At 65.4% G+C, this 21,714-nt stretch carries 28 protein-coding genes; 24 read left to right on the top strand and 4 right to left on the bottom strand.

Annotated features, from left to right (window positions below):
* Window positions 1-11 precede the first annotated feature (11 nt).
* The 23 genes from rplV (at window position 12) to ACSQ19_RS12190 (ending at window position 13,248) form a co-directional block, all read left to right on the top strand.
* Window positions 12-347 carry a 50S ribosomal protein L22 gene (rplV, locus tag ACSQ19_RS12080; protein WP_055943295.1) on the top strand — a complete coding sequence of 112 codons (336 nt, stop codon included), beginning with the start codon at window positions 12-14 and terminating at the stop codon, window positions 345-347.
* Between the two features lie 2 nt (window positions 348-349).
* The gene (rpsC, locus tag ACSQ19_RS12085) at window positions 350-1,069 is read left to right on the top strand and encodes a 30S ribosomal protein S3 (protein ID WP_056878821.1); all 720 of its coding nucleotides are present in this window, start codon (window positions 350-352) and stop codon (window positions 1,067-1,069) included.
* A 6-nt stretch (window positions 1,070-1,075) separates the two neighbouring features.
* A complete protein-coding gene (rplP, locus tag ACSQ19_RS12090; RefSeq protein ID WP_055941282.1) occupies window positions 1,076-1,489 on the top strand; it encodes a 50S ribosomal protein L16 in 414 nt (137 codons plus the stop codon).
* Entirely contained in the window at window positions 1,489-1,674 is a 186-nt protein-coding gene (gene rpmC / locus ACSQ19_RS12095; protein WP_055941284.1) for a 50S ribosomal protein L29, read from the top strand. Before rplP ends, rpmC begins: the two co-directional genes overlap by 1 nt.
* A 12-nt stretch (window positions 1,675-1,686) precedes the next feature.
* Complete coding sequence (gene rpsQ, locus ACSQ19_RS12100; protein WP_055941286.1) at window positions 1,687-1,953, top strand: 30S ribosomal protein S17; 267 nt, start codon at window positions 1,687-1,689, stop codon at window positions 1,951-1,953.
* A gap of 15 nt (window positions 1,954-1,968) precedes the next feature.
* A complete protein-coding gene (gene rplN, locus ACSQ19_RS12105; protein WP_013535986.1) occupies window positions 1,969-2,337 on the top strand; it encodes a 50S ribosomal protein L14 in 369 nt (122 codons plus the stop codon).
* Between the two features lie 15 nt (window positions 2,338-2,352).
* Window positions 2,353-2,670, top strand: a complete 318-nt coding sequence (gene rplX / locus ACSQ19_RS12110) for a 50S ribosomal protein L24 (protein WP_162338026.1) — start codon at window positions 2,353-2,355, stop codon at window positions 2,668-2,670.
* 8 nt (window positions 2,671-2,678) lie between these two features.
* Entirely contained in the window at window positions 2,679-3,221 is a 543-nt protein-coding gene (rplE, locus tag ACSQ19_RS12115) for a 50S ribosomal protein L5 (RefSeq protein ID WP_055941290.1), read from the top strand.
* A 20-nt stretch (window positions 3,222-3,241) separates the two neighbouring features.
* On the top strand, window positions 3,242-3,547 hold the full coding sequence (gene rpsN, locus ACSQ19_RS12120) for a 30S ribosomal protein S14 (RefSeq protein WP_062352415.1): 306 nt from the start codon (window positions 3,242-3,244) through the stop codon (window positions 3,545-3,547).
* A gap of 203 nt (window positions 3,548-3,750) precedes the next feature.
* Window positions 3,751-4,149, top strand: coding sequence for a 30S ribosomal protein S8 (gene rpsH / locus ACSQ19_RS12125; protein ID WP_093296356.1), 399 nt, complete (start codon window positions 3,751-3,753; stop codon window positions 4,147-4,149).
* 16 nt (window positions 4,150-4,165) lie between these two features.
* Window positions 4,166-4,693 carry a 50S ribosomal protein L6 gene (rplF, locus tag ACSQ19_RS12130; protein WP_192201780.1) on the top strand — a complete coding sequence of 176 codons (528 nt, stop codon included), beginning with the start codon at window positions 4,166-4,168 and terminating at the stop codon, window positions 4,691-4,693.
* Between the two features lie 29 nt (window positions 4,694-4,722).
* Window positions 4,723-5,079, top strand: a complete 357-nt coding sequence (rplR, locus tag ACSQ19_RS12135; protein ID WP_055941298.1) for a 50S ribosomal protein L18 — start codon at window positions 4,723-4,725, stop codon at window positions 5,077-5,079.
* 156 nt (window positions 5,080-5,235) lie between these two features.
* Entirely contained in the window at window positions 5,236-5,778 is a 543-nt protein-coding gene (rpsE, locus tag ACSQ19_RS12140; RefSeq protein ID WP_055941300.1) for a 30S ribosomal protein S5, read from the top strand.
* On the top strand, window positions 5,771-5,962 hold the full coding sequence (gene rpmD, locus ACSQ19_RS12145; RefSeq protein ID WP_055941302.1) for a 50S ribosomal protein L30: 192 nt from the start codon (window positions 5,771-5,773) through the stop codon (window positions 5,960-5,962). The genes rpsE and rpmD overlap by 8 nt, the downstream gene beginning before the upstream one ends.
* Complete coding sequence (gene rplO / locus ACSQ19_RS12150) at window positions 5,962-6,405, top strand: 50S ribosomal protein L15 (RefSeq protein ID WP_436000971.1); 444 nt, start codon at window positions 5,962-5,964, stop codon at window positions 6,403-6,405. The genes rpmD and rplO overlap by 1 nt, the downstream gene beginning before the upstream one ends.
* A gap of 7 nt (window positions 6,406-6,412) precedes the next feature.
* Window positions 6,413-7,774, top strand: a complete 1,362-nt coding sequence (gene secY / locus ACSQ19_RS12155) for a preprotein translocase subunit SecY (protein ID WP_296279028.1) — start codon at window positions 6,413-6,415, stop codon at window positions 7,772-7,774.
* A gap of 341 nt (window positions 7,775-8,115) precedes the next feature.
* On the top strand, window positions 8,116-8,472 hold the full coding sequence (rpsM, locus tag ACSQ19_RS12160) for a 30S ribosomal protein S13 (RefSeq protein WP_056878872.1): 357 nt from the start codon (window positions 8,116-8,118) through the stop codon (window positions 8,470-8,472).
* A gap of 12 nt (window positions 8,473-8,484) precedes the next feature.
* On the top strand, window positions 8,485-8,877 hold the full coding sequence (rpsK, locus tag ACSQ19_RS12165; RefSeq protein ID WP_055941307.1) for a 30S ribosomal protein S11: 393 nt from the start codon (window positions 8,485-8,487) through the stop codon (window positions 8,875-8,877).
* A gap of 14 nt (window positions 8,878-8,891) precedes the next feature.
* Complete coding sequence (gene rpsD / locus ACSQ19_RS12170; protein ID WP_055941309.1) at window positions 8,892-9,521, top strand: 30S ribosomal protein S4; 630 nt, start codon at window positions 8,892-8,894, stop codon at window positions 9,519-9,521.
* Between the two features lie 50 nt (window positions 9,522-9,571).
* Window positions 9,572-10,570 (top strand): DNA-directed RNA polymerase subunit alpha, encoded by a 999-nt coding sequence (locus ACSQ19_RS12175; protein WP_056878832.1) that lies wholly within the window; start codon window positions 9,572-9,574, stop codon window positions 10,568-10,570.
* 184 nt (window positions 10,571-10,754) lie between these two features.
* Window positions 10,755-11,129, top strand: a complete 375-nt coding sequence (gene rplQ, locus ACSQ19_RS12180; RefSeq protein ID WP_435997244.1) for a 50S ribosomal protein L17 — start codon at window positions 10,755-10,757, stop codon at window positions 11,127-11,129.
* A gap of 157 nt (window positions 11,130-11,286) precedes the next feature.
* Window positions 11,287-11,802 (top strand): disulfide bond formation protein B, encoded by a 516-nt coding sequence (locus tag ACSQ19_RS12185; protein WP_435997246.1) that lies wholly within the window; start codon window positions 11,287-11,289, stop codon window positions 11,800-11,802.
* Between the two features lie 51 nt (window positions 11,803-11,853).
* Window positions 11,854-13,248 (top strand): class II 3-deoxy-7-phosphoheptulonate synthase, encoded by a 1,395-nt coding sequence (locus tag ACSQ19_RS12190; protein ID WP_435997248.1) that lies wholly within the window; start codon window positions 11,854-11,856, stop codon window positions 13,246-13,248.
* 15 nt (window positions 13,249-13,263) lie between these two features.
* Here ACSQ19_RS12190 and ACSQ19_RS12195 read toward each other — a convergent pair whose 3' ends face one another.
* The 4 genes from ACSQ19_RS12195 to typA form a co-directional block, all read right to left on the bottom strand.
* A complete protein-coding gene (locus tag ACSQ19_RS12195) occupies window positions 13,264-16,782 on the bottom strand; it encodes a bifunctional diguanylate cyclase/phosphodiesterase (RefSeq protein ID WP_435997250.1) in 3,519 nt (1,172 codons plus the stop codon).
* Between the two features lie 99 nt (window positions 16,783-16,881).
* Complete coding sequence (locus tag ACSQ19_RS12200) at window positions 16,882-18,486, bottom strand: amidase (protein WP_435997252.1); 1,605 nt, start codon at window positions 18,484-18,486, stop codon at window positions 16,882-16,884.
* A gap of 53 nt (window positions 18,487-18,539) precedes the next feature.
* Window positions 18,540-19,010, bottom strand: a complete 471-nt coding sequence (locus ACSQ19_RS12205) for a DUF2127 domain-containing protein (RefSeq protein ID WP_435997254.1) — start codon at window positions 19,008-19,010, stop codon at window positions 18,540-18,542.
* A 15-nt stretch (window positions 19,011-19,025) separates the two neighbouring features.
* Entirely contained in the window at window positions 19,026-20,855 is a 1,830-nt protein-coding gene (gene typA / locus ACSQ19_RS12210; protein ID WP_435997256.1) for a translational GTPase TypA, read from the bottom strand.
* Window positions 20,856-21,214: 359 nt separating this feature from the next.
* Between typA and ACSQ19_RS12215 the strand changes: the two genes are divergently transcribed.
* Window positions 21,215-21,712 (top strand): peptidylprolyl isomerase, encoded by a 498-nt coding sequence (locus ACSQ19_RS12215; RefSeq protein WP_296279036.1) that lies wholly within the window; start codon window positions 21,215-21,217, stop codon window positions 21,710-21,712.
* The last annotated feature ends 2 nt before the right edge of the window (window positions 21,713-21,714 follow it).

The raw sequence follows: 21,714 nt of genomic DNA on the forward strand, positions 1-21,714 counted from the left end.
GAGAGATGAACATGGAAGCGAAAGCCATCCTGCGCACCGCGCGCATCTCCCCCCAGAAAGCCCGCCTGGTCGCTGACCAGGTGCGTGGCCTGCCGGCCGAGCGCGCCGTCAACCTGCTGAAGTTCTCGGACAAGAAGGCTGCCCACCTGATCAAGAAGGTCGTGGAGTCCGCCATCGCCAACGCCGAGAACAACCAGGGCGCCGACGTCGACGAGCTGAAGGTCAAGACCATCATGGTCGACGAAGGTCCGATGCTGAAGCGTTTCATGGCCCGCGCCAAGGGCCGTGGCACCCGCATTCTGAAGCGCACCAGCCACATCACCGTGGTCGTGGGCGAGGGCAAATAAGTATGGGTCACAAAGTTCATCCGACCGGTATCCGCCTGGGCATCGCCAAGGACTGGAATTCCAAGTGGTTCGCCAACAAGCGCGACTACGCCGACTACCTCGCCGCGGACCTCAAGGTGCGCGAGATGCTTCGCAAGAAGCTGGCGCAGGCGGGCATTTCCAAGATCCTGATCGAGCGTCCGGCCAAGACCGCCCGCGTGACCATCCACACCGCCCGTCCGGGCGTCGTGATCGGCAAGCGCGGTGAGGACATCGAGAAGCTGCGCAAGGAAGTGAGCGACCTGATGGGCGTCCCGGCGCACATCAACGTCACCGAAGTGCGCAAGCCCGAGCTGGACGCCCAGCTGGTGGCCGAATCGATCGCGCAGCAGCTGGAACGCCGCATCATGTTCCGCCGCGCCATGAAGCGTGCCGTGGGCAACGCGATGCGCCTGGGTGCCCTGGGCATCAAGGTCAACGTGGCCGGCCGCTTGAATGGTGCGGAAATCGCCCGTTCGGAGTGGTACCGCGAAGGCCGCGTGCCGCTGCACACGCTGCGTGCCGACATCGATTACGGTTTTGCCGAGGCGAAGACCACCTACGGCATCATCGGCATCAAGGTGTGGGTCTACAAGGGCGAAATCTTCGATTTCAGCCAGGTGGGTCAGGAGAAGCAGGACGACGCGCGCCCCGAGCGCAGCGAACGTCCGTCGCGCCCGGCTCGTGACCGCGACGCGAGGTAATCAGTCATGTTGCAACCCAAGCGAACCAAATACCGCAAGATGCACAAAGGCCGTAACGAAGGCCTGAGCTGGAGCGGCAACCTCGTCAGTTTCGGCGAGTACGGCCTGAAGGCCACGGCGCACGGTCAGCTGACCGCGCGCCAGATCGAAGCAGCGCGTCGTTCCATCAGCCGTTACGTGAAGCGTGGCGGCAAGATGTGGATCCGTGTGTTCCCCGACAAGCCGATCACCAAGAAGCCCATCGAAGTCCGCATGGGTTCCGGTAAGGGCAACGTCGAATACTGGGTCGCCCAGATCCAGCCGGGCCGCATGATCTATGAAATCGAAGGCGTCAGCGAGGACATCGCGCGCGAGGCGTTCCGCCTGGCCGCGGCCAAGCTGTCGGTCACCACCACTTTCGTGACCCGGACGGTGCGCTAATGGAACTCAAGCAACTCCGCGAGAAGTCGGCTGACGAACTGAAGGCCCACCTGACCGAACTGCGCAAGGAGCAATTCTCCCTGCGCATGCAGAAGGTGACCGGCCAGCTGCCGAAGACGCATGAAACCCGCCGGGTCCGCCGCGAGATCGCTCGCGTCAAGACCCTGCTGGGCAGCCAGAAGTAAGGAGCGACCAAGATGAGCGATAACAAAGACAAAGCGCAACGCACCATCGAAGGCCGCGTCGTCAGCAACAAGATGGACAAGACGGTCACCATCCTGGTGGAGCGTCAGGTCAAGCACGCCCTGTACGGCAAGTACATCAAGCGTTCCACCAAGCTGCACGCGCACGACGCGGACAACAGCTGCAAGGAAGGCGACGTGGTGCGCGTGACCGAGATCGCCCCGATGTCCAAGACCAAGAACTGGCGCGTGGTGGAAATCATCACCCGCGCGGCTGAATAAAAGGAGATCTGAATCATGATCCAGATGCAGAGCTACCTTGACGCGGCCGACAACTCCGGCGCCAAGGAACTGATGTGCATCAAGGTGCTGGGCGGCTCCAAGCGCCGTTACGCCGGCATCGGCGACATCATCAAGGTGACCGTCAAGGACGCCATCCCGCGCGGCAAGGTGAAGAAGGGCGAAGTCTACGACGCGGTCGTCGTGCGCACCCGCAAGGGCGTCCGTCGCCCCGATGGTTCGCTGATCCGCTTCGATGGCAACGCCGCCGTCCTGCTGAACAACAAGCAGGAGCCGATCGGCACCCGTATCTTCGGGCCCGTGACCCGCGAGCTGCGTTCCGAGAAGTTCATGAAGATCGTTTCGCTCGCGCCTGAAGTGCTGTGAGCGGAGGACAAAGAAATGGCTAACCGTATCAAGAAGGGCGACCAGGTCGTCGTCACCGCCGGCAAGGACAAGGGCAAGAAGGGCGACGTGGTGCGTGTGGATGGCGACCGCGTGGTCGTGTCCAACGTCAACGTCGTCAAGCGCCACACCAAGCCGAACCCGCAGGCCGGTATCGCGGGTGGCGTGGTGGAGAGCGAGCGCTCGATCCACATCTCCAATGTCGCGCTGTTCAACCCGGCAACGGGCAAGGGCGAGCGTATCGGTTTCAAGGTGCTGGAGGATGGACGCAAACTGCGTGTGTTCCGCTCCAGCGGTGAGGCGCTCGACGCCTGAGGAATGACATGACCACTCGTCTCGAAAAAATCTACAAGGAAGAAGTGGCGCCGGCTCTGATGAAGAAGTTCGGCTACACCAATCCGATGGAAGTGCCGAAGATCACCAAGATCACCATCAACATGGGTGTGGGTGAGGCGGCGACCAACAAGAAGATCCTGGAAAACGCCGTGGCCGACCTGGCCAAGATCACCGGCCAGAAGCCGATCACGACCAAGTCCCGCGTGTCGGTGGCTTCGTTCAAGATCCGCGACGGCTGGCCGATCGGCTGCAAGGTCACCCTGCGTCGCGCCAAGATGTACGAATTCCTGGATCGCCTGATCAGCATTTCGCTGCCGCGCGTCCGCGACTTCCGTGGCGTGTCCGGCCGTTCGTTCGACGGTCGCGGCAACTACAACATGGGCGTGAAGGAACAGATCATCTTCCCGGAAATCGACTTCGACGCCGTCGACGCGATCCGCGGCATGGATATCGCCATCACGACGACCGCCAAGAACGACGCCGAAGCCAAGGCGTTGCTCGAAGCGTTCAAGTTCCCGTTCCGCAACTGATTCGCTAGGAAAACGACATCATGGCAAAGACCTCGATGGTCAACCGCGACATCAAGCGGGAAAAGCTGGCCAAGCAGTACGCCGCCAAGCGCGATGCGCTGAAGAAGATCATCTCCAGCCAGAACGCCTCGTACGAAGAAAAGGCCGATGCGGTCGTCAAGCTGCAGAAGCTGCCGCGCGACTCCTCGCCGAGCCGCCAGCGCAACCGCTGTGAGCTGTCCGGTCGTTCGCGTGGCGTGTACCGCAAGTTCGGCCTGGGCCGCAACATGCTGCGCAAGGCGACGATGAACGGTGACGTCCCCGGCCTGCGCAAGGCCAGCTGGTAAGGACGCCGGGAGAGCCAGAACCGGCTCTCCTTCGGTTCCGAGGACAAGTCCGGCACCTGCCGGACTTGTTGTTGTACAATGTTCGGCTCCCGCGGCCAGGCCGGGGGAGGGCTGGGGAACCGGCCGCCCGCCTGGGGGTTTCCAGGGACAACGCAAGATTTTCGCGAAAGCGGATATCGGTGCTACTCATAAGGCAGACTCTAATGAGCATGACTGATCCCATCGCCGACATGCTGGTGCGCATTCGCAATGCCGCCGCTGTGGGCAAGCCGACGGTGAAGATGCCGTCCTCCAAGATCAAGACCTCGATCGCCAACGTCCTCAAGGCGGAAGGCTATGTCGGCGACGTCCGCGTGACGAAGACCGAGAACAACAAGGCCGAGCTCGAGATCGTCCTGAAGTATTTCGAAGGCAAGCCGGTCATCGAGAAGCTGAGCCGCGTGTCCCGTTCGGGCCTGCGCCAGTACCGTGGCAAGGCAGAACTGCCCAAGGTCCTCGGTGGCCTCGGCGTCGCCATCATCTCCACCTCGAAGGGCATCATGACCGATGCGCAGGCCCGTGCGGCCGGCGTTGGTGGTGAAGTGCTGTGCTTCGTGGCCTAAGCGAAGGAGCCCAGACATGTCCCGCGTAGCCAAGAAGCCGATCAATCTCCCCAAGGGCGTCGAACTGAATGCCCAGGGCGAGACCCTCAACGTCAAGGGCCCGAAGGGCACCCTGTCCATCGCCAAGCCGGCCGGTGTCGAACTGAACGTCGACAACGGCACGGTGAACCTGTCGCCGGTCACGCCGGCCGACGACGCCATCACCGGCACCATCCGTGCGATCCTGGCCAACATGGTCAAGGGCGTGTCGGACGGTTTCGAGCGCAAGCTCGAACTGGTCGGCGTGGGTTACCGCGCTGCGATGCAGGGCAAGGACCTGAACCTGTCGCTGGGTTTCTCGCATCCGATCCTGTTCAAGACGCCGGAAGGCATCACCATCGCCACCCCGACCCAGACCGAAATCCTGGTGCAGGGTGCCGACAAGCAGCGCGTTGGTGAAGTTGCCGCCAAGATCCGCGGTTTCCGTCCGCCGGAGCCCTACAAGGGCAAGGGCGTGAAGTACTCCGACGAAACCATCATCCGCAAGGAAGCGAAGAAGGCCTAACCGGGCTTTCGGCTTCGAGGAACCAGATCATGAGCATCAAGAACACCGCCCGCCTGCGCCGCGCCAAGTCCACCCGCGCGCACATCCGCGAACTCGGCGTCCCGCGCCTGTCGGTGCTGCGCACCGGCCAGCATATCTACGCCCAGCTGTTCACCGCCGATGGCTCCAAGGTCATCGCGTCGGCGAATACGCTTCAGGCCGATGTGAAGGATGGCCTGAAGAACGGCAAGAACAGCGATGCCGCCGCCCGCGTGGGCAAGGTGATCGCCGAGCGCGCCAAGGCCGAGGGCATCGAGAAGATCGCATTCGACCGTTCGGGCTACCGTTACCACGGCCGCATCAAGGCCCTGGCCGATGCGGCCCGCGAAGGCGGCCTGCAGTTCTAAGTATGAAGGGCATGGGGGCAGCCCCATGTCCTGACCTGCCGGCGCGGGCTGCGCCGGGCGCGGTCGACCTTCTGCATCGACCGTTGCGCCACCGCTTCACACCACAACCATAAGCGGCCACGCCGTACATACCTCATCAATCAAGGAATTCAAGCAATGGCAGAAGAACGTCAGCCGCGGGGCCGCGATCGCGACCGCAACCGCGAAGAGAAAGTCGACGACGGCATGATCGAGAAGCTGGTCGCGGTGAACCGCGTCAGCAAGACCGTCAAGGGCGGTCGCCAGTTCACCTTCACCGCGCTGACGGTCGTGGGTGACGGCAACGGCAAGATCGGTTTCGGTTACGGCAAGGCGCGCGAAGTGCCGGTCGCCATCCAGAAGTCGATGGAGTACGCCCGCAAGGGCATGCTGAATGTCGACCTGAACAACGGTACGTTGTGGCATCCGGTGAAGGCCGGCCACGGTGCGGCCCGCGTGTTCATGCAGCCGGCCTCGGAAGGTACGGGCGTGATCGCCGGCGGCGCCATGCGCGCTGTGCTGGAAGCGGTGGGCGTCAAGAACGTGCTGGCGAAGGCCGTCGGTTCGCGCAACCCGATCAACCTGGTTCGCGCCACGCTGAAGGGCCTGAGCGACATGCAGTCGCCGACCCGCATCGCGGCCAAGCGCGGCAAGAAGGTGGAGGAACTCCTCAATGGCTAACGAGTCCAACAAGACCGTCAAGGTGCGCCTGGTGCGCGGCCTGCGTGGTTCCCAGTCGCGCCACCGCCTGTCGGTGAAGGCGCTGGGCCTGAACAAGCTCAACGATGTGCGTGAACTGAAGGACAGCCCGCAGGTGCGCGGCCTGATCGCCAAGGTTCACTACCTCGTCAAGGTCGAGGAGTAATCAACATGCGTCTCAACACACTGAAGCCCGCCGACGGCGCCCGTACCGAACGCACCCGCGTCGGTCGCGGTATCGGTTCCGGCCTGGGCAAGACCGCGGGTCGTGGTCACAAGGGTTCGTTCGCACGCGCGGGCAAGGGCAAGATCAAGGCGAAGTTCGAAGGCGGCCAGATGCCGCTGATCAAGCGTCTGCCGAAGGTCGGCTTCCGCTCCAAGCTGAAGCTGGATTGCGCCGAAGTGCTGTCGTACCAGCTGGAGAAGCTGGAAGCCGGCGAAATCGACTTCGCCGTGCTGCGTGCCGCCAAGCTGGTCCCCAGCACCGCCAAGCGCGCCAAGATCGTCAAGAAGGGCGAACTCACCAAGAAGTTCGTGCTGAAGGGCGTGGCCGCCACGGCCGGTGCCAAGGCCGCCATCGAGGCTGCCGGCGGCAGCGTGCAGGAGTAACGGACGCATGGCGCAGGGTAATGCCGCCGGTGCGCTGGCAGGCGCAGGCAAGTTCACCGAACTCCGCCAGCGCCTGCTGTTCGTGCTGGGTGCGCTGATCGTCTACCGGATCGGCTGTTTCATCCCGGTCCCGGGCGTCAATCCCGATGCCATGCTTGCGATGATGCAGGCGCAGGGCGGCGGCATCGTGGACATGTTCAACATGTTCTCGGGCGGCGCCCTGCACCGTTTCAGCATCTTCGCGCTCAACGTCATGCCCTACATCTCGGCGTCGATCGTGATGCAGCTGGGCGTGCACATCTTCCCGAGCCTGAAGGCGCTGCAGAAGGAAGGCGAATCCGGTCGCCGCAAGATCACCCAGTACTCGCGCATCGGCGCGGTGCTGCTGGCGGTCGTGCAGGGCGGCAGCATCGCCACCGCGTTGCAGAACCAAGTCGCGCCGGGCGGCATGCCGGTGGTGTACGCGCCGGGCATGGGTTTCGTTCTGACCGCGGTGGTCGCCTTGACCGCTGGCACCATCTTCCTGATGTGGTTGGGTGAGCAGGTAACGGAGCGTGGCATCGGCAACGGCGTCTCGCTGATCATCTTCGCGGGCATCGTGGCCGGCTTGCCGGGCGCGGTCATCCAGACCGTCGGCGCGTTCCGTGACGGCACGCTGAGCTTCATCTCGCTGCTGATCATCGCCGTGGTGGTGCTGGGCTTCACCTTCCTGGTGGTGTTCGTGGAACGCGGCCAGCGGCGGATCACGGTGAACTACGCGCGCCGCCAGGGCGGTCGCAATGCGTACATGAACCAGACGTCGTTCCTGCCGCTGAAGCTCAACATGGCCGGCGTGATTCCGCCGATCTTTGCCTCCAGCATCCTGGCCTTCCCGGCGACGCTGGCCATGTGGTCCGGCCAGAACAGCGGCGCCACCACGTGGTTGCAGCGCATCTCCAATGCGCTGGCCCCGGGCGAGCCGCTGCACATGATCGTGTTTGCGGCGATGATCATCGGCTTCGCGTTCTTCTACACGGCGCTGGTGTTCAACTCGCAGGAAACCGCGGAGAACCTGAAGAAGTCGGGCGCGCTGATTCCCGGCATCCGCCCGGGCAAGGCTACCGCCGACTACGTCGACGGCGTGCTGACGCGGCTGACGGCCATCGGTTCGATGTACCTGGTGGCGGTCTGCCTGCTGCCGGAAGTCATGCGCACTCAGCTGGGCACCTCGTTCTACTTCGGTGGCACCTCGCTGTTGATCGTGGTTGTGGTGGTGATGGACTTCATCGCGCAGATCCAGGCGCACCTGATGTCCCACCAGTACGAGAGCCTGCTGAAGAAGGCCAACTTGAAGGGCGGTTCGCGGGGCGGTCTTGCCCCCCGGGGCTGAGGTATAATCGCGGGCTTCCCGCACCAGTCCGGCCCTCATGGCCGGCTGACTTAGATGGGCGGCCCCCGCAGCGATCCGGTGCGGGGGTGCGAACCGGCCAGTCCCTGCGCCAGAGTAGCGCGGGCGGGTAGGGCAGGGGGAAACCCCCGTCCTGCACCAGGCAGGTTCCGGCGCCGGAGCATGGGCACACTCCCCATGCCGGTCCGAAGTCGGCGTTGCCGCCCCGGGCTTCCCGTAAACACCGGATCTTGTTAGAATTTCCAGTTCACTCCGCCTGTCTGCGCGAATCCCGCCCGGGATGACCGTACACGGGCCAATACTCACAGTTGGAGAACCGCGTCATGGCGCGTATTGCAGGTGTCAACCTGCCTGCCCAGAAGCATGTCTGGGTCGGTTTGCAAAGCATCTACGGCATTGGCCGTACCCGTTCCAAGAAGGTCTGCGAAGCCGCCGGCGTCGTCTCGACCACCAAGATCCGCGACCTGTCCGAGCCGGAAGTCGAGCGCCTGCGCGCCGAAGTCGGCAAGTACGTGGTCGAGGGCGACCTGCGCCGTGAAGTCGGCATCGCGATCAAGCGCCTGATGGACCTGGGTTGCTATCGCGGCCTGCGCCACCGTCGCGGCCTGCCGCTGCGTGGCCAGCGCACCCGCACCAATGCCCGTACCCGCAAGGGTCCGCGCAAAGCCATCAAGAAGTAAGGGGCGACCACCATGGCCAAGCCAGCTGCTGCCAAAGTCAAGAAGAAGATCAAGCGCGTCATCACCGACGGCGTCGCCCACGTCCACGCTTCTTTCAACAACACCATCGTCACCATCACCGACCGCCAGGGCAATGCGCTTTCCTGGGCGACCTCGGGTGGTGCCGGTTTCCGCGGTTCCCGCAAGTCCACGCCGTTCGCGGCGCAGGTCGCTGCCGAAAAGGCAGGCCGTGCAGCTCTGGACTACGGCGTGAAGTCGCTGGAAGTCCGCATCAAGGGCCCGGGTCCGGGTCGCGAGTCGGCCGTGCGTTCGTTGAACAACGTGGGCTACAAGATCACCAACATCATCGACGTGACGCCGATCCCGCACAACGGGTGCCGTCCGCCGAAAAAGCGTCGCGTCTAAGGGGGCGATAAGAAATGGCTCGTTATATCGGTCCTACCTGTAAGCTCGCGCGCCGTGAAGGCGCCGACCTGTCGCTCAAGAGCCCGGCCCGTGCGCTGGACTCGAAGTGCAAGCTGGAGCAGAAGCCCGGCCAGCACGGCGCCACCGCCCGCAAGGGCAAGCTGTCCGACTACGCCACCCAGCTGCGCGAGAAGCAGAAGGTCAAGCGTATCTACGGCCTGCTGGAGCGCCAGTTCCGCAACTACTACAAGAAGGCCTCGACCAAGAAGGGCAACACCGGCGAGAACCTGCTGCAGTTGCTGGAAACCCGCCTCGACAACGTCATCTACCGCATGGGCTTCGCCGTGACCCGTCCGGCCGCCCGCCAGCTGGTCTCGCACCGTGGCGTGCTGGTCAACGGCAAGCCGGTCAACCTTCCGTCCTACCAGGTCAAGGCTGGCGACGCGATCGCGCTGTCGGAGAAGGCCCAGAAGCAGCTCCGCGTGCAGGAGTCGTTGACGGTCGCCGAGCAGCTCGACTTGAACCCGTCGTGGGTTGAAGTCGATGCGAAGAAGTTCAGCGGCGTGTTCAAGGCGGTTCCGGCGCGTTCGGACCTGCCCGCCGACATCAACGAAGCGCTGATCGTCGAGTTGTACTCGAAGTAATTCATTCACGCACCCCCGGGCGACCGGGGGACCGCAGGAGACAAAGCAACATGACGGGTATTACTCAGCAAGTGCTGCGCCCCCGCGGCCCGCAGATCGAGCGCCTGACCGGCAATCGCGCGAAAGTGGTCATCGAACCGCTGGAGCGTGGTTACGGGCATACGCTCGGCAATGCGTTGCGCCGCGTGCTGCTGTCGTCGATCCCCGGCTTCGCGATCACCGAAGTCGAGATCGATGGCGTGCTGCACGAATACAGCACCATCGAAGGCATGCAGGAAGACGTGCTGGAAGTGCTGTTGAACCTGAAGGATGTGGCCATCCGCATCCATAGCGGCGACTCCTCCACGCTGAGCCTGGCCAAGCAGGGCCCGGGCGTGGTGACCGCCGGCGACATCAAGACCGACCACAACGTCGAGATCCTGAATCCGGAACTGGTCATCTGCAACCTGACCAAGGACACGGCGCTGAACATGCGCCTGAAGATCGAGCGTGGTTTCGGCTACCAGCCGGCCGCTGCCCGTCGTCGTCCGGATGAAGAAACCCGTGCGATCGGTCGCCTGGTGCTGGACGCCTCGTTCTCGCCGGTCCGTCGCGTCGCGTACGCGGTGGAAGCCGCGCGCGTCGAGCAGCGCACCGACCTGGACAAGCTGGTCCTGGATATCGAAACCAACGGCACGATCGATGCCGAGGAAGCCGTGCGCACCGCCGCCGACATCCTCAGCGACCAGCTGTCGGTGTTCGGTGACTTCACGCACCGCGATCGCGGCGCGCCGAAGCAGGCAGCGAGTGGCGTGGATCCGGTGCTGCTGCGCCCGATCGACGACCTTGAGCTGACCGTGCGTTCGGCCAACTGCCTGAAGGCCGAGAGCATCTACTACATCGGCGACCTGATCCAGAAGACGGAAGTCGAACTGCTCAAGACCCCGAACCTCGGCAAGAAGTCGCTGACCGAGATCAAGGAAGTCCTGGCGCAGCGCGGCCTGTCCCTGGGCATGAAGCTGGAAAACTGGCCGCCGGCCGGTGTCGCCCAGCACGGCATGCTCGGTTGATGAAGCAACACGAAGCTCCCGCGCTCGCGCGGGAGCTTCGCTGCAACACCCACGTCGACGGACCTGAAGGCCCGCGGCGCTCCGGTCAAGGATGGCCGGTTAGGACCACCCGCAGTCCACAGTTGCAACGCCTGGATGGCGACAGCGAAGTCCAACGTCCCACTCTTCTTTAGGAATCCAACCCATGCGCCACCAGAAAGCCGGCCGCAAGTTCAGCCGCACCAGCGCCCATCGCGAAGCGATGTTCCGCAACATGGCCGCGTCGCTCATCAAGCACGGCCTGATCAAGACCACCCTGCCGAAGGCCAAGGAACTGCGCCGTGTCGCAGAACCGCTGATCACCCTCGGCAAGATCGATGGCGTCGCCAATCGTCGTCTTGCCTTCTCGCGCCTGCGCGACAAGGAAGCCGTCGGTACGCTGTTCACCACGCTCGGCCCGCGCTACCAGTCGCGTCCGGGTGGCTACCTGCGCATCCTGAAGTGCGGCTTCCGCGCCGGCGACAACGCCCCGATGGCGTATGTCGAGCTGGTGGACCGTCCGGAAGCGGCGGTCGAGTAAGCCTCGCCACCCTCGCGATACCCGAAACCCCGGCTCCGGCCGGGGTTTTTGTTTTCCGGCGTGCGGAGGGGCTGTCCCGATGCGTCAGATCGCCGCGGGGTGACGTCACGGCCGATCGGCGTGGATAATGCGGACAGACCTCACGTCCTGGGTGCCGATGAATCCTCTCCGCTGGAGTTTCCGTGCGCAGTGCTTCCTGGGTTTCGCCATATGCGCGGGCCTGCTTGGCTATGCGCTGTACGTGCAGTTCGTGCACCAGTTGGAACCCTGTCCTTTCTGCATCTTCCAGCGGCTGGCGTTCGCCGCGACCGGCGTGTTGTTCCTGCTTGGCGTGTTGCAGGGGCCGCGCAAGCCCGGGGGGCGGCGCATGTACGGCGCGCTCGCCTTCCTGGGGGCCGCCGCGGGCATCGGCATCGCGGGGCGTCATGTCTGGGTCCAGCTATACCCGCCGCTGATGCCGAGTTGTGGCCCTGGCTGGGACTACATGATCGAGAACAATACCTGGCTGGGCGTCCTGCAGAAGGTGCTTGCCGCCAAGGGCGACTGCAGCACCATCGACTGGAGTTTCCTGGGCCTCACGATGCCGATGTGGAGCTTTGTGTGGTTCGTGGTGCTGGCCATCTGGGCGCTCTGGATCGGCTTTCGCGCGCGCAGGACCTCGACCTTCCGCTGATTTGACGCGGCGCATCAATCTGGCACGATGGTGGGCCCCCAGGAGCCCACCATGAATCCGTCCGACCGCAACCTTCGCGCCGTCACTCTCCCGACCCACTGGGCGCCGGGCAGCTGGCGGGAAAGGACGGCGATGCAGATGCCGACTTATCCCGATGCCGCGGCGCTCGAGTCGGCGCTGGGCGAGTTGCGCCAGCTGCCGCCGCTGGTGACATCGTGGGAGATCTTCGCGCTCAAGAAGCAGCTTGCCGAGGCGCAGGAAGGCAAGCGCTTCCTGTTGCAGGGCGGCGACTGCGCGGAGAACTTCAGCGACTGCGAATCCGGGCTTATCTCGAACCGGCTCAAGGTGCTGCTGCAGATGAGCCTGGTGCTCGTGCATGGCCTGCGGCTGCCGGTGGTGCGGGTGGGCCGGTTTGCGGGACAGTATGCCAAGCCGCGGTCAGCGGACATGGAGACGCGCGATGGCGTGACGTTGCCCAGCTATCGCGGCGACGTGGTCAATGCGCCGGACTTCACGGCGGAAGCGCGCGTGCCGGACCCGCGTCGCATGATCAAGGCGCACGCGCGCTCGGCGATGACGATGAACTTCGTGCGTGCACTGATCGATGGCGGCTTCGCCGACCTGCACCATCCGGAGTACTGGAACCTCAACTGGGTCGGCTATTCGCCACTGGCGGCCGAGTACCAGCAGATGGTCGCCTCGATCGGCGACGCGGTGAGGTTCATGGAGACCCTGTCCGGTTCCGAAGTGCACAACCTCAACCGGATCGACTTCTACACCTCGCACGAAGCACTGCTGCTGCCGTATGAGGAAGCGCTCACCCGCGAGGTGCCGCGCCAGTGGGGCTGGTTCAACCTCAGCACGCACTATCCATGGATCGGCATGCGCACCGCAGCGGTCGATGGTGCGCACGTGGAATACCTGCGCGGCGTGCGCAATCCCATCGCGATCAAGGTGGGGCCGTCGGTGACGCCGGACCAGTTGCTGCGCCTGATCGATGTGCTGAATCCCGAAGACGAAGCGGGTCGCCTGACGTTCATCCATCGCATGGGTGCCGCGCAGATCGCCGGCAAGCTGCCGCCGTTGTTGGACGCGGTACGCCGCGATGGCCGTCGCGTGCTCTGGGTCTGCGACCCGATGCACGGCAATACGGAAAGCACGAGCAACGGGTTCAAGACGCGTCGCTTCGACAACGTGCGCAGCGAGGTCGAGCAGTCGTTCGACCTGCATGCGGCGGCCGGGACGCGGCTGGGTGGCGTGCACCTCGAGTTGACGGGTGAAGACGTCACCGAATGCACCGGCGGGGCGCGGGAGCTGACAGATGCGGACCTGGAGCGTGCCTACCGCTCGACGGTCGATCCGCGCCTCAACTACGAGCAGTCGCTCGAGATCGCGATGTGCATCGTGCGCAAGCAGAACCAGCTGGCAGCCCCGTCGGCGCGCTGATCCCGGGCGCCGCCGTCAGGACCAGTGCGTATCGGCGCTGGGGGCGAGCTGGGGGATATGCCAGGTGGTGGCACGGGCATAGAGTTTCGCGAATTCGGCGGCCGGCAGCGGCTTGCTGAAGTAGTTGCCCTGTAGTTCGTCGCAGCCGTTGGCGGCCAGCCACGCGGCCTGCGCCGGCGTTTCCACGCCTTCGGCGATCGTGCGGCACTGCAGTTGCGCTGCCAGGCTGATGATGGCGCGGGTGATGGCGGCCTGGTTCGGTTCGGATACATCGCGTACGAACGACTGGTCGATCTTCAGTACGTTGAATCCGTAATTGCCCAGGTAGCTGAGGCTCGAGAAGCCGGTGCCGAAATCGTCGATGGCGATGCGCACGCCCAGGGCCTTCAGTGCGCGCAAGGTGCGATCGGTGCGTTGCACGTCGCGCATCAGCGTGGTTTCGGTGACTTCCAGTTCGAGGAACTCGGCGGCCAGTCCGCTGTCCTTCAGCGCCTCGACCACCGTATCCACCAGGTCGTCGGTGTCGAAGTTGGCGGCGGCGATGTTGACCGACACGCGGATCGGCGGCAGGCCGGCCTGCTGCCAGATCCGGTTCTGCCGGCACGCGGCGCGGATCGCCCACTGGTCGATGTCGACGATCAGGTTGGTTTCCTCGGCGATCGGGAGGAACTCGCCCGGCATCATCAGGCGTTCGCCGCGCTGCCAGCGTGCGAGGCCCTCGACCCCGACGATGCGACCGGTGAGGCGATCGACCTGCGGCTGGTAATGGAGGGAAAGATCGCCGTTGCGCAGGCTTCGCCGCAGGCTGTTCTCCAGTTCGATGCGGGCGTCCACGCTGGATGCCAGCTCGCGCGTGTAGAAACGCGTGGCGTTGCGGCCATTTCGCTTGGCCAGGTACATGGCCGCATCGGCACGCATCATGAGCGTCGCCGCGTCGTAGCCGTCTTCCGGGAACAGGCTGATGCCGATGCTGAACGCCTGGTGCAGTTCGTGCGAGGCCACCGTGTAGGGCGTTCCGCTGAGGGCGAGAAGACGGTCGGCGATCTGCAGCACGCTGTCGCGCGTCACCACATTCGGCAGCAGCACGACGAACTCGTCGCCTCCCGTGCGGTACACGGTGCCGAGATTGCCGATGTTGCGCTGCAGGCGTCGCGCGACCTGCTGCAGCAGTTCATCGCCGGTGTGGTGGCCGAGGGCATCGTTGACGTGCTTGAAGAGGTCGAGGTCGAGGAACAGTACCGCGATGCCGTTGCCATGGTTGGTGGCGTGCGTGATCGCCTGGCCCAACCGCTCGTTGAGTTGCAGCCGGTTCGGCAGCCCGGTCAGGACATCGTGGTGGGCGAGGAAGGTCATGCGCGAGCTGAGTGCGCGCGATTCGGTGATGTCGCGCAACACCATCACGGTGCCCACCATGCGCTCGTCGCGGTCATGGATGGCCGACAGCGAACGTTCGACCAGCATGCGGCTGCCGTCGCGTCGCAGCAACTGCAGGTCGCCCGGCTGCCCCATCGTGTGGGGTTCCTCGACATTCGGCTGCGTATCGATGCGGACCAGCGAAGCGACCTGGTCCAGGGGGTGCCCCAATGCCTGGTCCAGTCCCCAGCCGCACAGCGCTTCCGCGGCGGGGTTCATGTAAGTGACGCGGCTTTCAATATCGACGGTGATCACCGCTTCGCTGATCGACGTCAGCGTCACCTCGGCCAGTTCGTTGGCGTCGTGCAGCGCGTGTTCCAGGCGGGCCTTCTCCGTGATGTCGATGGACATGACGAAGAAGCCGCAGACCTTGCCGGTGTCGTCGACATCGGGCGTATAGAAGCTGTGCATGCTCCGGGTGCCGTCGGCGGTGGCGAAGCTGCTTTCGAACTCGCCATCGCGCCCGGACAGTGCGGCATCGATCTGCGGCATGCGGCGCAGGTAGGCGTCCTCGCCGAAGAGATCGCGCATGTGGGTGCCGATCCTGGGGGGACTGCGCCACTGGACCTGGTCGGCGAACGCGCGGTTGTGGAAAACCAGACGGTGCGCTGCATCGAATTGGGCAATCAGTGCGGGCAGGCGATCGGTGACGCGCTTGAGGTGGTCGCGCGCCATCGCCAACTCGCGGTGTGCGCGCCGCTGTTCACCGACGTCGTTCCCCATCAGGTACCAGCCGGCGATCCTGCGGCCGGGCTCCACGTCGGGGACCAGATAGAGATGAACCGGTCGCGCCGGCCGGCCCAACTCGCCTTCCCAGGTCGTCCAGTGGTCCGGCGTGCAGTCCTGCATGGCGCGCCTGAGCGAGCCGAGGAAGTCGGGAGCGTCCGCATGGACGTCGTCCACGTGCCTGTCGCTCCAATCCGTCGGCGTGCCGGACCACGCGCGGCATGCGCGATTGGCGAAGCCGTAGCAGCCATCCCCATCGATATACGCGATCAGCGCGGGCAGGTGGTCCGCGACCGCATCCAGCAGGGCGCGGCTGCGCCGCTCCGTCCGCGCCAGGTTCTGCAACAGCAGGAACAGCAGCAGCCCCAGGCCGATCCCGCACACGGTCAGCAGCACGATGGACGCCAGGCCGGGCAATGCGTCGCGCAACGGTGGCGACTGCAGTACCAGGCGCCACTCGCTGCCCAGCAGCCGCAGTTCGCGCTGAGCGGTGAAGGCCGGCTGCCAGTCGCCCCGGTAGCGGTCGTGCAACGCCCGTGTCTGGTAGATCGGCTCGCCACCGTGATCGCGGGCGAGCAACTGCAGGTCGAACTCGTCGCCGCCGGAGCGACCGACAGCATCTTCCACGACCCGTTGCCAACCGAAGCCGGCGGTGGCGAAGCCACGCAGCAGGCGCCGTCGTGCCTCCACGCTGGCGCGTGCGGCGACGGGGTCGGCGTACACCGGCGCGTACAGCAGGAAGCCCGCCAGGCCGGTACTGCCCTTGGTGGCATCCCCCAGCGCGACCAGCGGCGCGGCGGCCAGCTCGCCACTGTCGCGCGCCGACGCGATGGCCTGCGCGCGCACGGCTTCGGCCATCACGTCGCGGCCGAGCAGGGGACGCATGCCCGGTACATCGGGATAGAGTACGTCGATCACCACGTATTCGCTGCGATCGCCCCCAGGGTGGATGGCGAACGCATCGCCGTACCGAGCGCGCTGGGTCGTGACGTATGCATCGCGTTCGGCGTGCGTCACGCGACGCGCGAACCCGAGTCCATGCACGGCCGCCTGGCGCGTCGGCATCTGCAGTTTTTCAACGAATACGTAGAAGCTGTCGCGTTCGATGTCCTGCCGGCCTTCCAGCACGGCGGCGGCGGCACGCACGGTGTCTTCGTACGCATTCATGTTGGCCGAGATCGCGGTGGCTATCGCGTCGGCGCGCGCCTCGAACTGCGCGCGGGCGTGTTCCTGCGCCTGCCGCCACTGGGTGGCACCGGACCACAGCGACAGCAGGCATGCGATGACCAGGATGCCCCATGCCAGCGAATCGAGGTTGCGCTGCCGCAGCCGGGCAGCGGCGCCCGACCCGCTGAACGCCCGCAGTTCCGATGCCCGGTCCGCGCCAGATTCCACGCGATAGACCCCCCGCTGCTGCCGTGGGGCTATGACGCCACGATCCCGCTACCGCTGCAAGCATCTCCGCACCGCAAACGGCTCACACTTTCGCGGCGCTCAGCGCAGCGGCATGCGCGCCGACAGCGTCGGCCAGTACTCGGGGGGCTTGCGTGCGCGGGTGCGCTGTTCGTAGTCGTAGCCCAGTGCGATCAGCCGCGCTTCGCTCCAGGCGGTTCCCATGAACACCAGGCCCAGGGGCAGGCCATCGCTGTGGCCCATCGGGACGGTGAGGCTGGGATACCCCGCCACGGCCGCTGCGCTGTAACCGGCGCCGGGAAAATGATCGCCGGTCTTGTGGTCGGTCAGCCAGGCGGGGCCCGTCGTCGGCGCGATCAGTGCGTCGAGTTGCTGCGCCTTGAGCGCGGCATCGATGCCCTCAGGTCCGGCCAGCCGGCGCGCCCGGCTGCGCGCGGTGATGTAGGCGGCTTCGCCGAGTCCGCCCTTGGCATTCGCCTGCTCGAACAGTTCCTGGCCGAAGTACGGCATTTCGGAGACGCGGTAACGTTCGTTGTAGCCGATCAACTGGGTCAACGTGGTCAGCGGGGCTTGGCGCTCGGTGAGATAACGCTCCACGCCGTGCTTGAACTCGTACAGCAGCAGCTCGAGTTCGTCGGCATTCCATTGGCCGTCGGTGGGAATCTCCGCATCGACGACGGTCGCGCCTGCCTCACGCATCACCTGGATGGCGATGTCCAGCGCGGCGGCGGCGTCGGGATGGATAACCGCCTTGCTGCGCAGCACGCCGATGCGCGCACCTTTCAGTGCGCCGGGTTTGAGTCGCGCACTGAAGTCGAGGGTCGTGTTCCAGGCGGCCTGGGTGGTCGCCGCATCCGCGGTGTCCCGACCGGCCAGGGCGGCCAGCAGCAAGGCCGCATCCGACACATTGCGTGCGATGGGGCCGGCGGTGTCCTGGCTGTGCGAGATGGGCAGGATGCCCTGCCGGCTGACCAGGCCGACGGTCGGCTTCAGTCCCACCACACCGTTGATCGCGGCAGGGCAGACGATGCTGCCGTCGGTCTCGGTGCCCACACTGACCGCGACGAGGTTGGCCGACACCGCGACCGCGCTGCCCGAACTCGATCCGCACGGATTGCGGTCCAGTGCATAGGGATTGCGCGTCTGCCCGCCACGGCCGCTCCAGCCCGAGGTGGAGTGCGATGAGCGGAAGTTCGCCCACTCGCTGAGGTTGGCCTTGCCGAGGATGACGGCACCCGCGTCGCGCAGGCGCCGGACCAGGAAGGCATCCCTGGCCGGCCGAAAATCCTTGAGCGCCAGGGAACCGGCCGACGTCGCCATCGGCACCGCATCGATGTTGTCCTTCAGCAGGACCGGGATGCCGTGCAGCGGGCCGCGAATGGCATTGGCGCGGCGTTCCACGTCGCGCAGTGCGGCCTCTTTCAGCGCATCGGGGTTCAGTTCGATGACCGCATTCAGCTGAGGCCCCGCCTTGTCGACGGCGGCGATCCGGTCCAGGTACGCCTGCGTCAGGCGACGGCTGTCGAGTTCACCGGACTGCATGCGGGACTGCAGGTCGGCGATGTCGAGCTCGGCATAAAGGAAATCGGTCGGTGCGGCGGGCGCCGTCGCATCGGGCGTCGTCGCCGGCTGGCAGGCAGCCAGGGCGAGCACCATCAGGCCGAGCGGCAGCAGGAATCGACGCATGCGGGCATCTTGGCAGGGTTGCCGCGCAGGCTACGCAGCGGCCGCCCCGCCCGTCAAATCACCTTGCGGCGACGGATGTCCCGCCACAGCACCCACACGATCACCAGGTTCACGATCAGGAGCGCCCAGGTGTGCCAGCCCGGATGGTGGTACAGCGCATAGACGTCCAGCGGAAGGTAGGCGGCGGACCCGAGGCAGCCTAGCCACGACGCCCAGGCGCGGGCACGCCACAGGCCCCAGCCTTCCAGCAGGCGCATGCCGGCGTAGAGCGCGATGATCAGCACGGCCACGTGGACCGACTCGGGGTTGATGCGGTCCAGCCACTGGCTCATCACGCCGGGACCAGCGTCGGGGATGAAGCCGGTGACGATCGCCTGCACGCTCTCGCGCAGGCGATCCGGGCCGAACGCCAGCAGTCCGCCGGCGAAGGCGAGGGCCAGCACGCCCTTGGCGCCCTCGAACAGGGCGATGGCGTGCAGCCCAGGGTGCGCCTTGGGGTCCGGGTTGTAGGCGGTGTCGTCCAAGGCGCGGCGCGGCGGTCAAGCCGCGCGGGAAGCGCGCTTGCGGTCGCTCTCGGTCAGGAACTTCTTGCGCAGGCGGATTTCCTTCGGCGTGATCTCGACCAGCTCATCGTCGTCGATGAAGTCCAGCGCCTGCTCCAGCGAGAACTTGATCGCCGGGGTCAGCTGGATGGCATCATCCTTGCCCGAAGCGCGCATGTTGGTCAGCGGCTTGGTCTTGATCGCGTTGACGGTCAGGTCGTTGTCCTTGGAGTGGATGCCGATCAGCTGGCCTTCGTACACGTTGTCGCCCTCGGCGGCGAACAGCTTGCCGCGCTCCTGCAGCGGGCCGAGCGAGTAGGCCGGCGTCGCGCCCGGCGCATTGGCGATCATCACGCCGTTCAGACGCTTCGCGATGGCGCCCTGTTCCTTCGGGCCGTAGTGGTCGAACACGTGGAACAGCAGGCCCGAGCCCTGGGTCAGCGTCTTGAATTCGTTCTGGAAGCCGATCAGGCCGCGCGCCGGGATCTGGTAGTCCAGGCGCACGCGGCCCTTGCCGTCCGGCTCCATGTTCTTCAGCTGGCCCTTGCGGACGCCGAGCTTCTCCATCACGCCGCCCTGGTGGTTCTCTTCCACGTCGACGACGAGCTGCTCGATCGGCTCCATCTGCTGGCCGTCGATTTCCTTGATGATCACTTCCGGGCGCGACACGGCGAGCTCATAGCCTTCGCGACGCATGTTCTCGATCAGCACCGACAGGTGCAGTTCGCCGCGGCCGGAGACCAGGAACTTGTCCGCGTCTTCCAACTGCTCGACCTTCAGCGCGACGTTGTGCACGGTCTCGCGTTCCAGGCGCTCCTTCAGCTGGCGGCTGGTCAGGAACTTGCCGCCCGACAGGTCCTTGTGGCCGGCGAACGGCGAATTGTTGACCTGGAAGGTCATCGAGATCGTCGGCTCATCGACGGTCAGCGCCGGCAGCGCTTCCGGGGTGTCCAGCGCGCAGACGGTGTCGGAGATCGTCAGGTCCTGGATGCCGGAGATGGCGACGATGTCGCCGGCTTCGGCGCTGTCCTGCTCGATGCGCTCCAGGCCCAGGAAGCCCAGCACCTGCAGCACCTTGCCCTGGCGCTTCTTGCCTTCACGGTCGATCACGGCGACCGGCATGTTCTTCTTCAGCGTGCCGCGCTGGATGCGGCCGATGCCGATCACGCCGACGAAGTTGTTGTAGTCCAGCTGGCTGATGCGCATCTGGAAGGCGCCTTCCGGATCGACTTCCGGCTTCGGCGCGTGCTTCATGATCGCTTCGTACAGCGGCGTCATGTCGCCGCCGCGCACCGTGTCCTCGAGGCCGGCATATCCGTTCAGGGCAGAGGCGTAGACGATCGGGAAATCCATCTGCTCGGGCGTGGCACCCAGGCGGTCGAACAGGTCCCACACCTGCTCCACGACCCACTCCGGACGCGAGCCGGGGCGGTCGACCTTGTTGATCACCACGATCGGCTTGAAGCCCATCGCGAACGCCTTCTGGGTGACGAAGCGCGTCTGCGGCATCGGGCCGTCCATCGCGTCCACCAGGATCAGCACGGTGTCGACCATCGACAGCACGCGCTCGACCTCGCCGCCGAAGTCGGCGTGGCCGGGGGTATCGACGATGTTGATGCGGTTGCCGTTCCAGGTGATGGCGGTGTTCTTCGCCAGGATCGTGATGCCACGTTCCTTTTCCTGGTCGTTGCTGTCCATCACGCGCTCGGCCAGCACGGTGCGCTCGGAGAGGGTGCCGGACTGCTTCAGCAGCTGGTCGACGAGGGTGGTCTTGCCATGGTCGACGTGCGCGACGATCGCGATATTGCGGAGGTTTTCGATGGACATGGATTCTGGGATCGGAAAAGCGCACCCGGATACCCCTTCGACGGGGCAGGCGCGAGGACGTGGGCGGAAAGAAGCGGCGTATTATAGCGGGCTATGGTGCGCTAAGCACCTGATTTATCGAAAAACGCCTGAATGGATGCCGCCGCACGGGGCCCGCCCTTGAAATCCCCTGACGGCGCCGTGATCTGGCAACGGGGCAGGGCCTGCGTGACGGGTCCGGCTTGCGCATCGCAGTCCCGGCCATCAGTGGCCGGGTGGCGGGACGGATGCTTTCCTTCTTGCCCCGCCGCCAGGGCGGGGCAGGGGAGAGAGCCGCCGATGTCCCGCCGTTCCCTCTTTTACCCCTGGAGAACCGTTCCATGAGTCAGCTGACTGCCACCTTCGACACCTCGCGCGGCCCGATCACGATCGAGCTGTACCCCGACAAGGCCCCGCTGACGGTGGCCAACTTCGTCAACCTGGCCAAGCGCGGCTTCTACGACGGCCTGAACTTTCACCGCGTGATCCCCGATTTCATGATCCAGGGCGGCTGTCCGGAAGGCTCGGGCCGGGGCGGCCCGGGTTACCGCTTCGAGGACGAAACCACCAACGGCGTCCGCCATGAGCGTGGCGTGCTGTCCATGGCCAATGCCGGCCCCAGCACCAACGGCAGCCAGTTCTTCATCACCCACGTGCCCACGCCGTGGCTGGACGGCAAGCACACCGTGTTCGGCAAGGTCACCGAAGGCCTGGACGTGGTCGACGCGGTGAAGCAGGGTGACCTGATCACCAAGGTGACCATCAGCGGAGACGCCGACGCGGCGCTGGCCGCCAAGGCCGACCGCGTGGCGGAGTGGAACCGCATCCTGTCGGCGTGATC

Origin of the sequence: Pseudoxanthomonas sp. LjRoot127 (assembly GCF_964253495.1) — a bacterium.
GTDB lineage: Bacteria > Pseudomonadota > Gammaproteobacteria > Xanthomonadales > Xanthomonadaceae > Pseudoxanthomonas_A.

Excerpts from the sequence above, each read along its gene's own strand:
- rplV (WP_055943295.1), top strand. The coding sequence starts at position 12 with ATGGAAGCGAAAGCCATCCTGCGCACCGCGCGCATCTCCCCCCAGAAA.
- rpsC (WP_056878821.1), top strand. The coding sequence starts at position 350 with ATGGGTCACAAAGTTCATCCGACCGGTATCCGCCTGGGCATCGCCAAG.
- rplP (WP_055941282.1), top strand. The coding sequence starts at position 1,076 with ATGTTGCAACCCAAGCGAACCAAATACCGCAAGATGCACAAAGGCCGT.
- rpmC (WP_055941284.1), top strand. The coding sequence starts at position 1,489 with ATGGAACTCAAGCAACTCCGCGAGAAGTCGGCTGACGAACTGAAGGCC.
- rpsQ (WP_055941286.1), top strand. The coding sequence starts at position 1,687 with ATGAGCGATAACAAAGACAAAGCGCAACGCACCATCGAAGGCCGCGTC.
- rplN (WP_013535986.1), top strand. The coding sequence starts at position 1,969 with ATGATCCAGATGCAGAGCTACCTTGACGCGGCCGACAACTCCGGCGCC.
- rplX (WP_162338026.1), top strand. The coding sequence starts at position 2,353 with ATGGCTAACCGTATCAAGAAGGGCGACCAGGTCGTCGTCACCGCCGGC.
- rplE (WP_055941290.1), top strand. The coding sequence starts at position 2,679 with ATGACCACTCGTCTCGAAAAAATCTACAAGGAAGAAGTGGCGCCGGCT.
- rpsN (WP_062352415.1), top strand. The coding sequence starts at position 3,242 with ATGGCAAAGACCTCGATGGTCAACCGCGACATCAAGCGGGAAAAGCTG.
- rpsH (WP_093296356.1), top strand. The coding sequence starts at position 3,751 with ATGAGCATGACTGATCCCATCGCCGACATGCTGGTGCGCATTCGCAAT.
- rplF (WP_192201780.1), top strand. The coding sequence starts at position 4,166 with ATGTCCCGCGTAGCCAAGAAGCCGATCAATCTCCCCAAGGGCGTCGAA.
- rplR (WP_055941298.1), top strand. The coding sequence starts at position 4,723 with ATGAGCATCAAGAACACCGCCCGCCTGCGCCGCGCCAAGTCCACCCGC.
- rpsE (WP_055941300.1), top strand. The coding sequence starts at position 5,236 with ATGGCAGAAGAACGTCAGCCGCGGGGCCGCGATCGCGACCGCAACCGC.
- rpmD (WP_055941302.1), top strand. The coding sequence starts at position 5,771 with ATGGCTAACGAGTCCAACAAGACCGTCAAGGTGCGCCTGGTGCGCGGC.
- secY (WP_296279028.1), top strand. The coding sequence starts at position 6,413 with ATGGCGCAGGGTAATGCCGCCGGTGCGCTGGCAGGCGCAGGCAAGTTC.
- rpsM (WP_056878872.1), top strand. The coding sequence starts at position 8,116 with ATGGCGCGTATTGCAGGTGTCAACCTGCCTGCCCAGAAGCATGTCTGG.
- rpsK (WP_055941307.1), top strand. The coding sequence starts at position 8,485 with ATGGCCAAGCCAGCTGCTGCCAAAGTCAAGAAGAAGATCAAGCGCGTC.
- rpsD (WP_055941309.1), top strand. The coding sequence starts at position 8,892 with ATGGCTCGTTATATCGGTCCTACCTGTAAGCTCGCGCGCCGTGAAGGC.
- ACSQ19_RS12175 (WP_056878832.1), top strand. The coding sequence starts at position 9,572 with ATGACGGGTATTACTCAGCAAGTGCTGCGCCCCCGCGGCCCGCAGATC.
- rplQ (WP_435997244.1), top strand. The coding sequence starts at position 10,755 with ATGCGCCACCAGAAAGCCGGCCGCAAGTTCAGCCGCACCAGCGCCCAT.
- ACSQ19_RS12185 (WP_435997246.1), top strand. The coding sequence starts at position 11,287 with ATGAATCCTCTCCGCTGGAGTTTCCGTGCGCAGTGCTTCCTGGGTTTC.
- ACSQ19_RS12190 (WP_435997248.1), top strand. The coding sequence starts at position 11,854 with ATGAATCCGTCCGACCGCAACCTTCGCGCCGTCACTCTCCCGACCCAC.
- ACSQ19_RS12200 (WP_435997252.1), bottom strand. The coding sequence starts at position 18,486 with ATGCGTCGATTCCTGCTGCCGCTCGGCCTGATGGTGCTCGCCCTGGCT.
- typA (WP_435997256.1), bottom strand. The coding sequence starts at position 20,855 with ATGTCCATCGAAAACCTCCGCAATATCGCGATCGTCGCGCACGTCGAC.
- ACSQ19_RS12215 (WP_296279036.1), top strand. The coding sequence starts at position 21,215 with ATGAGTCAGCTGACTGCCACCTTCGACACCTCGCGCGGCCCGATCACG.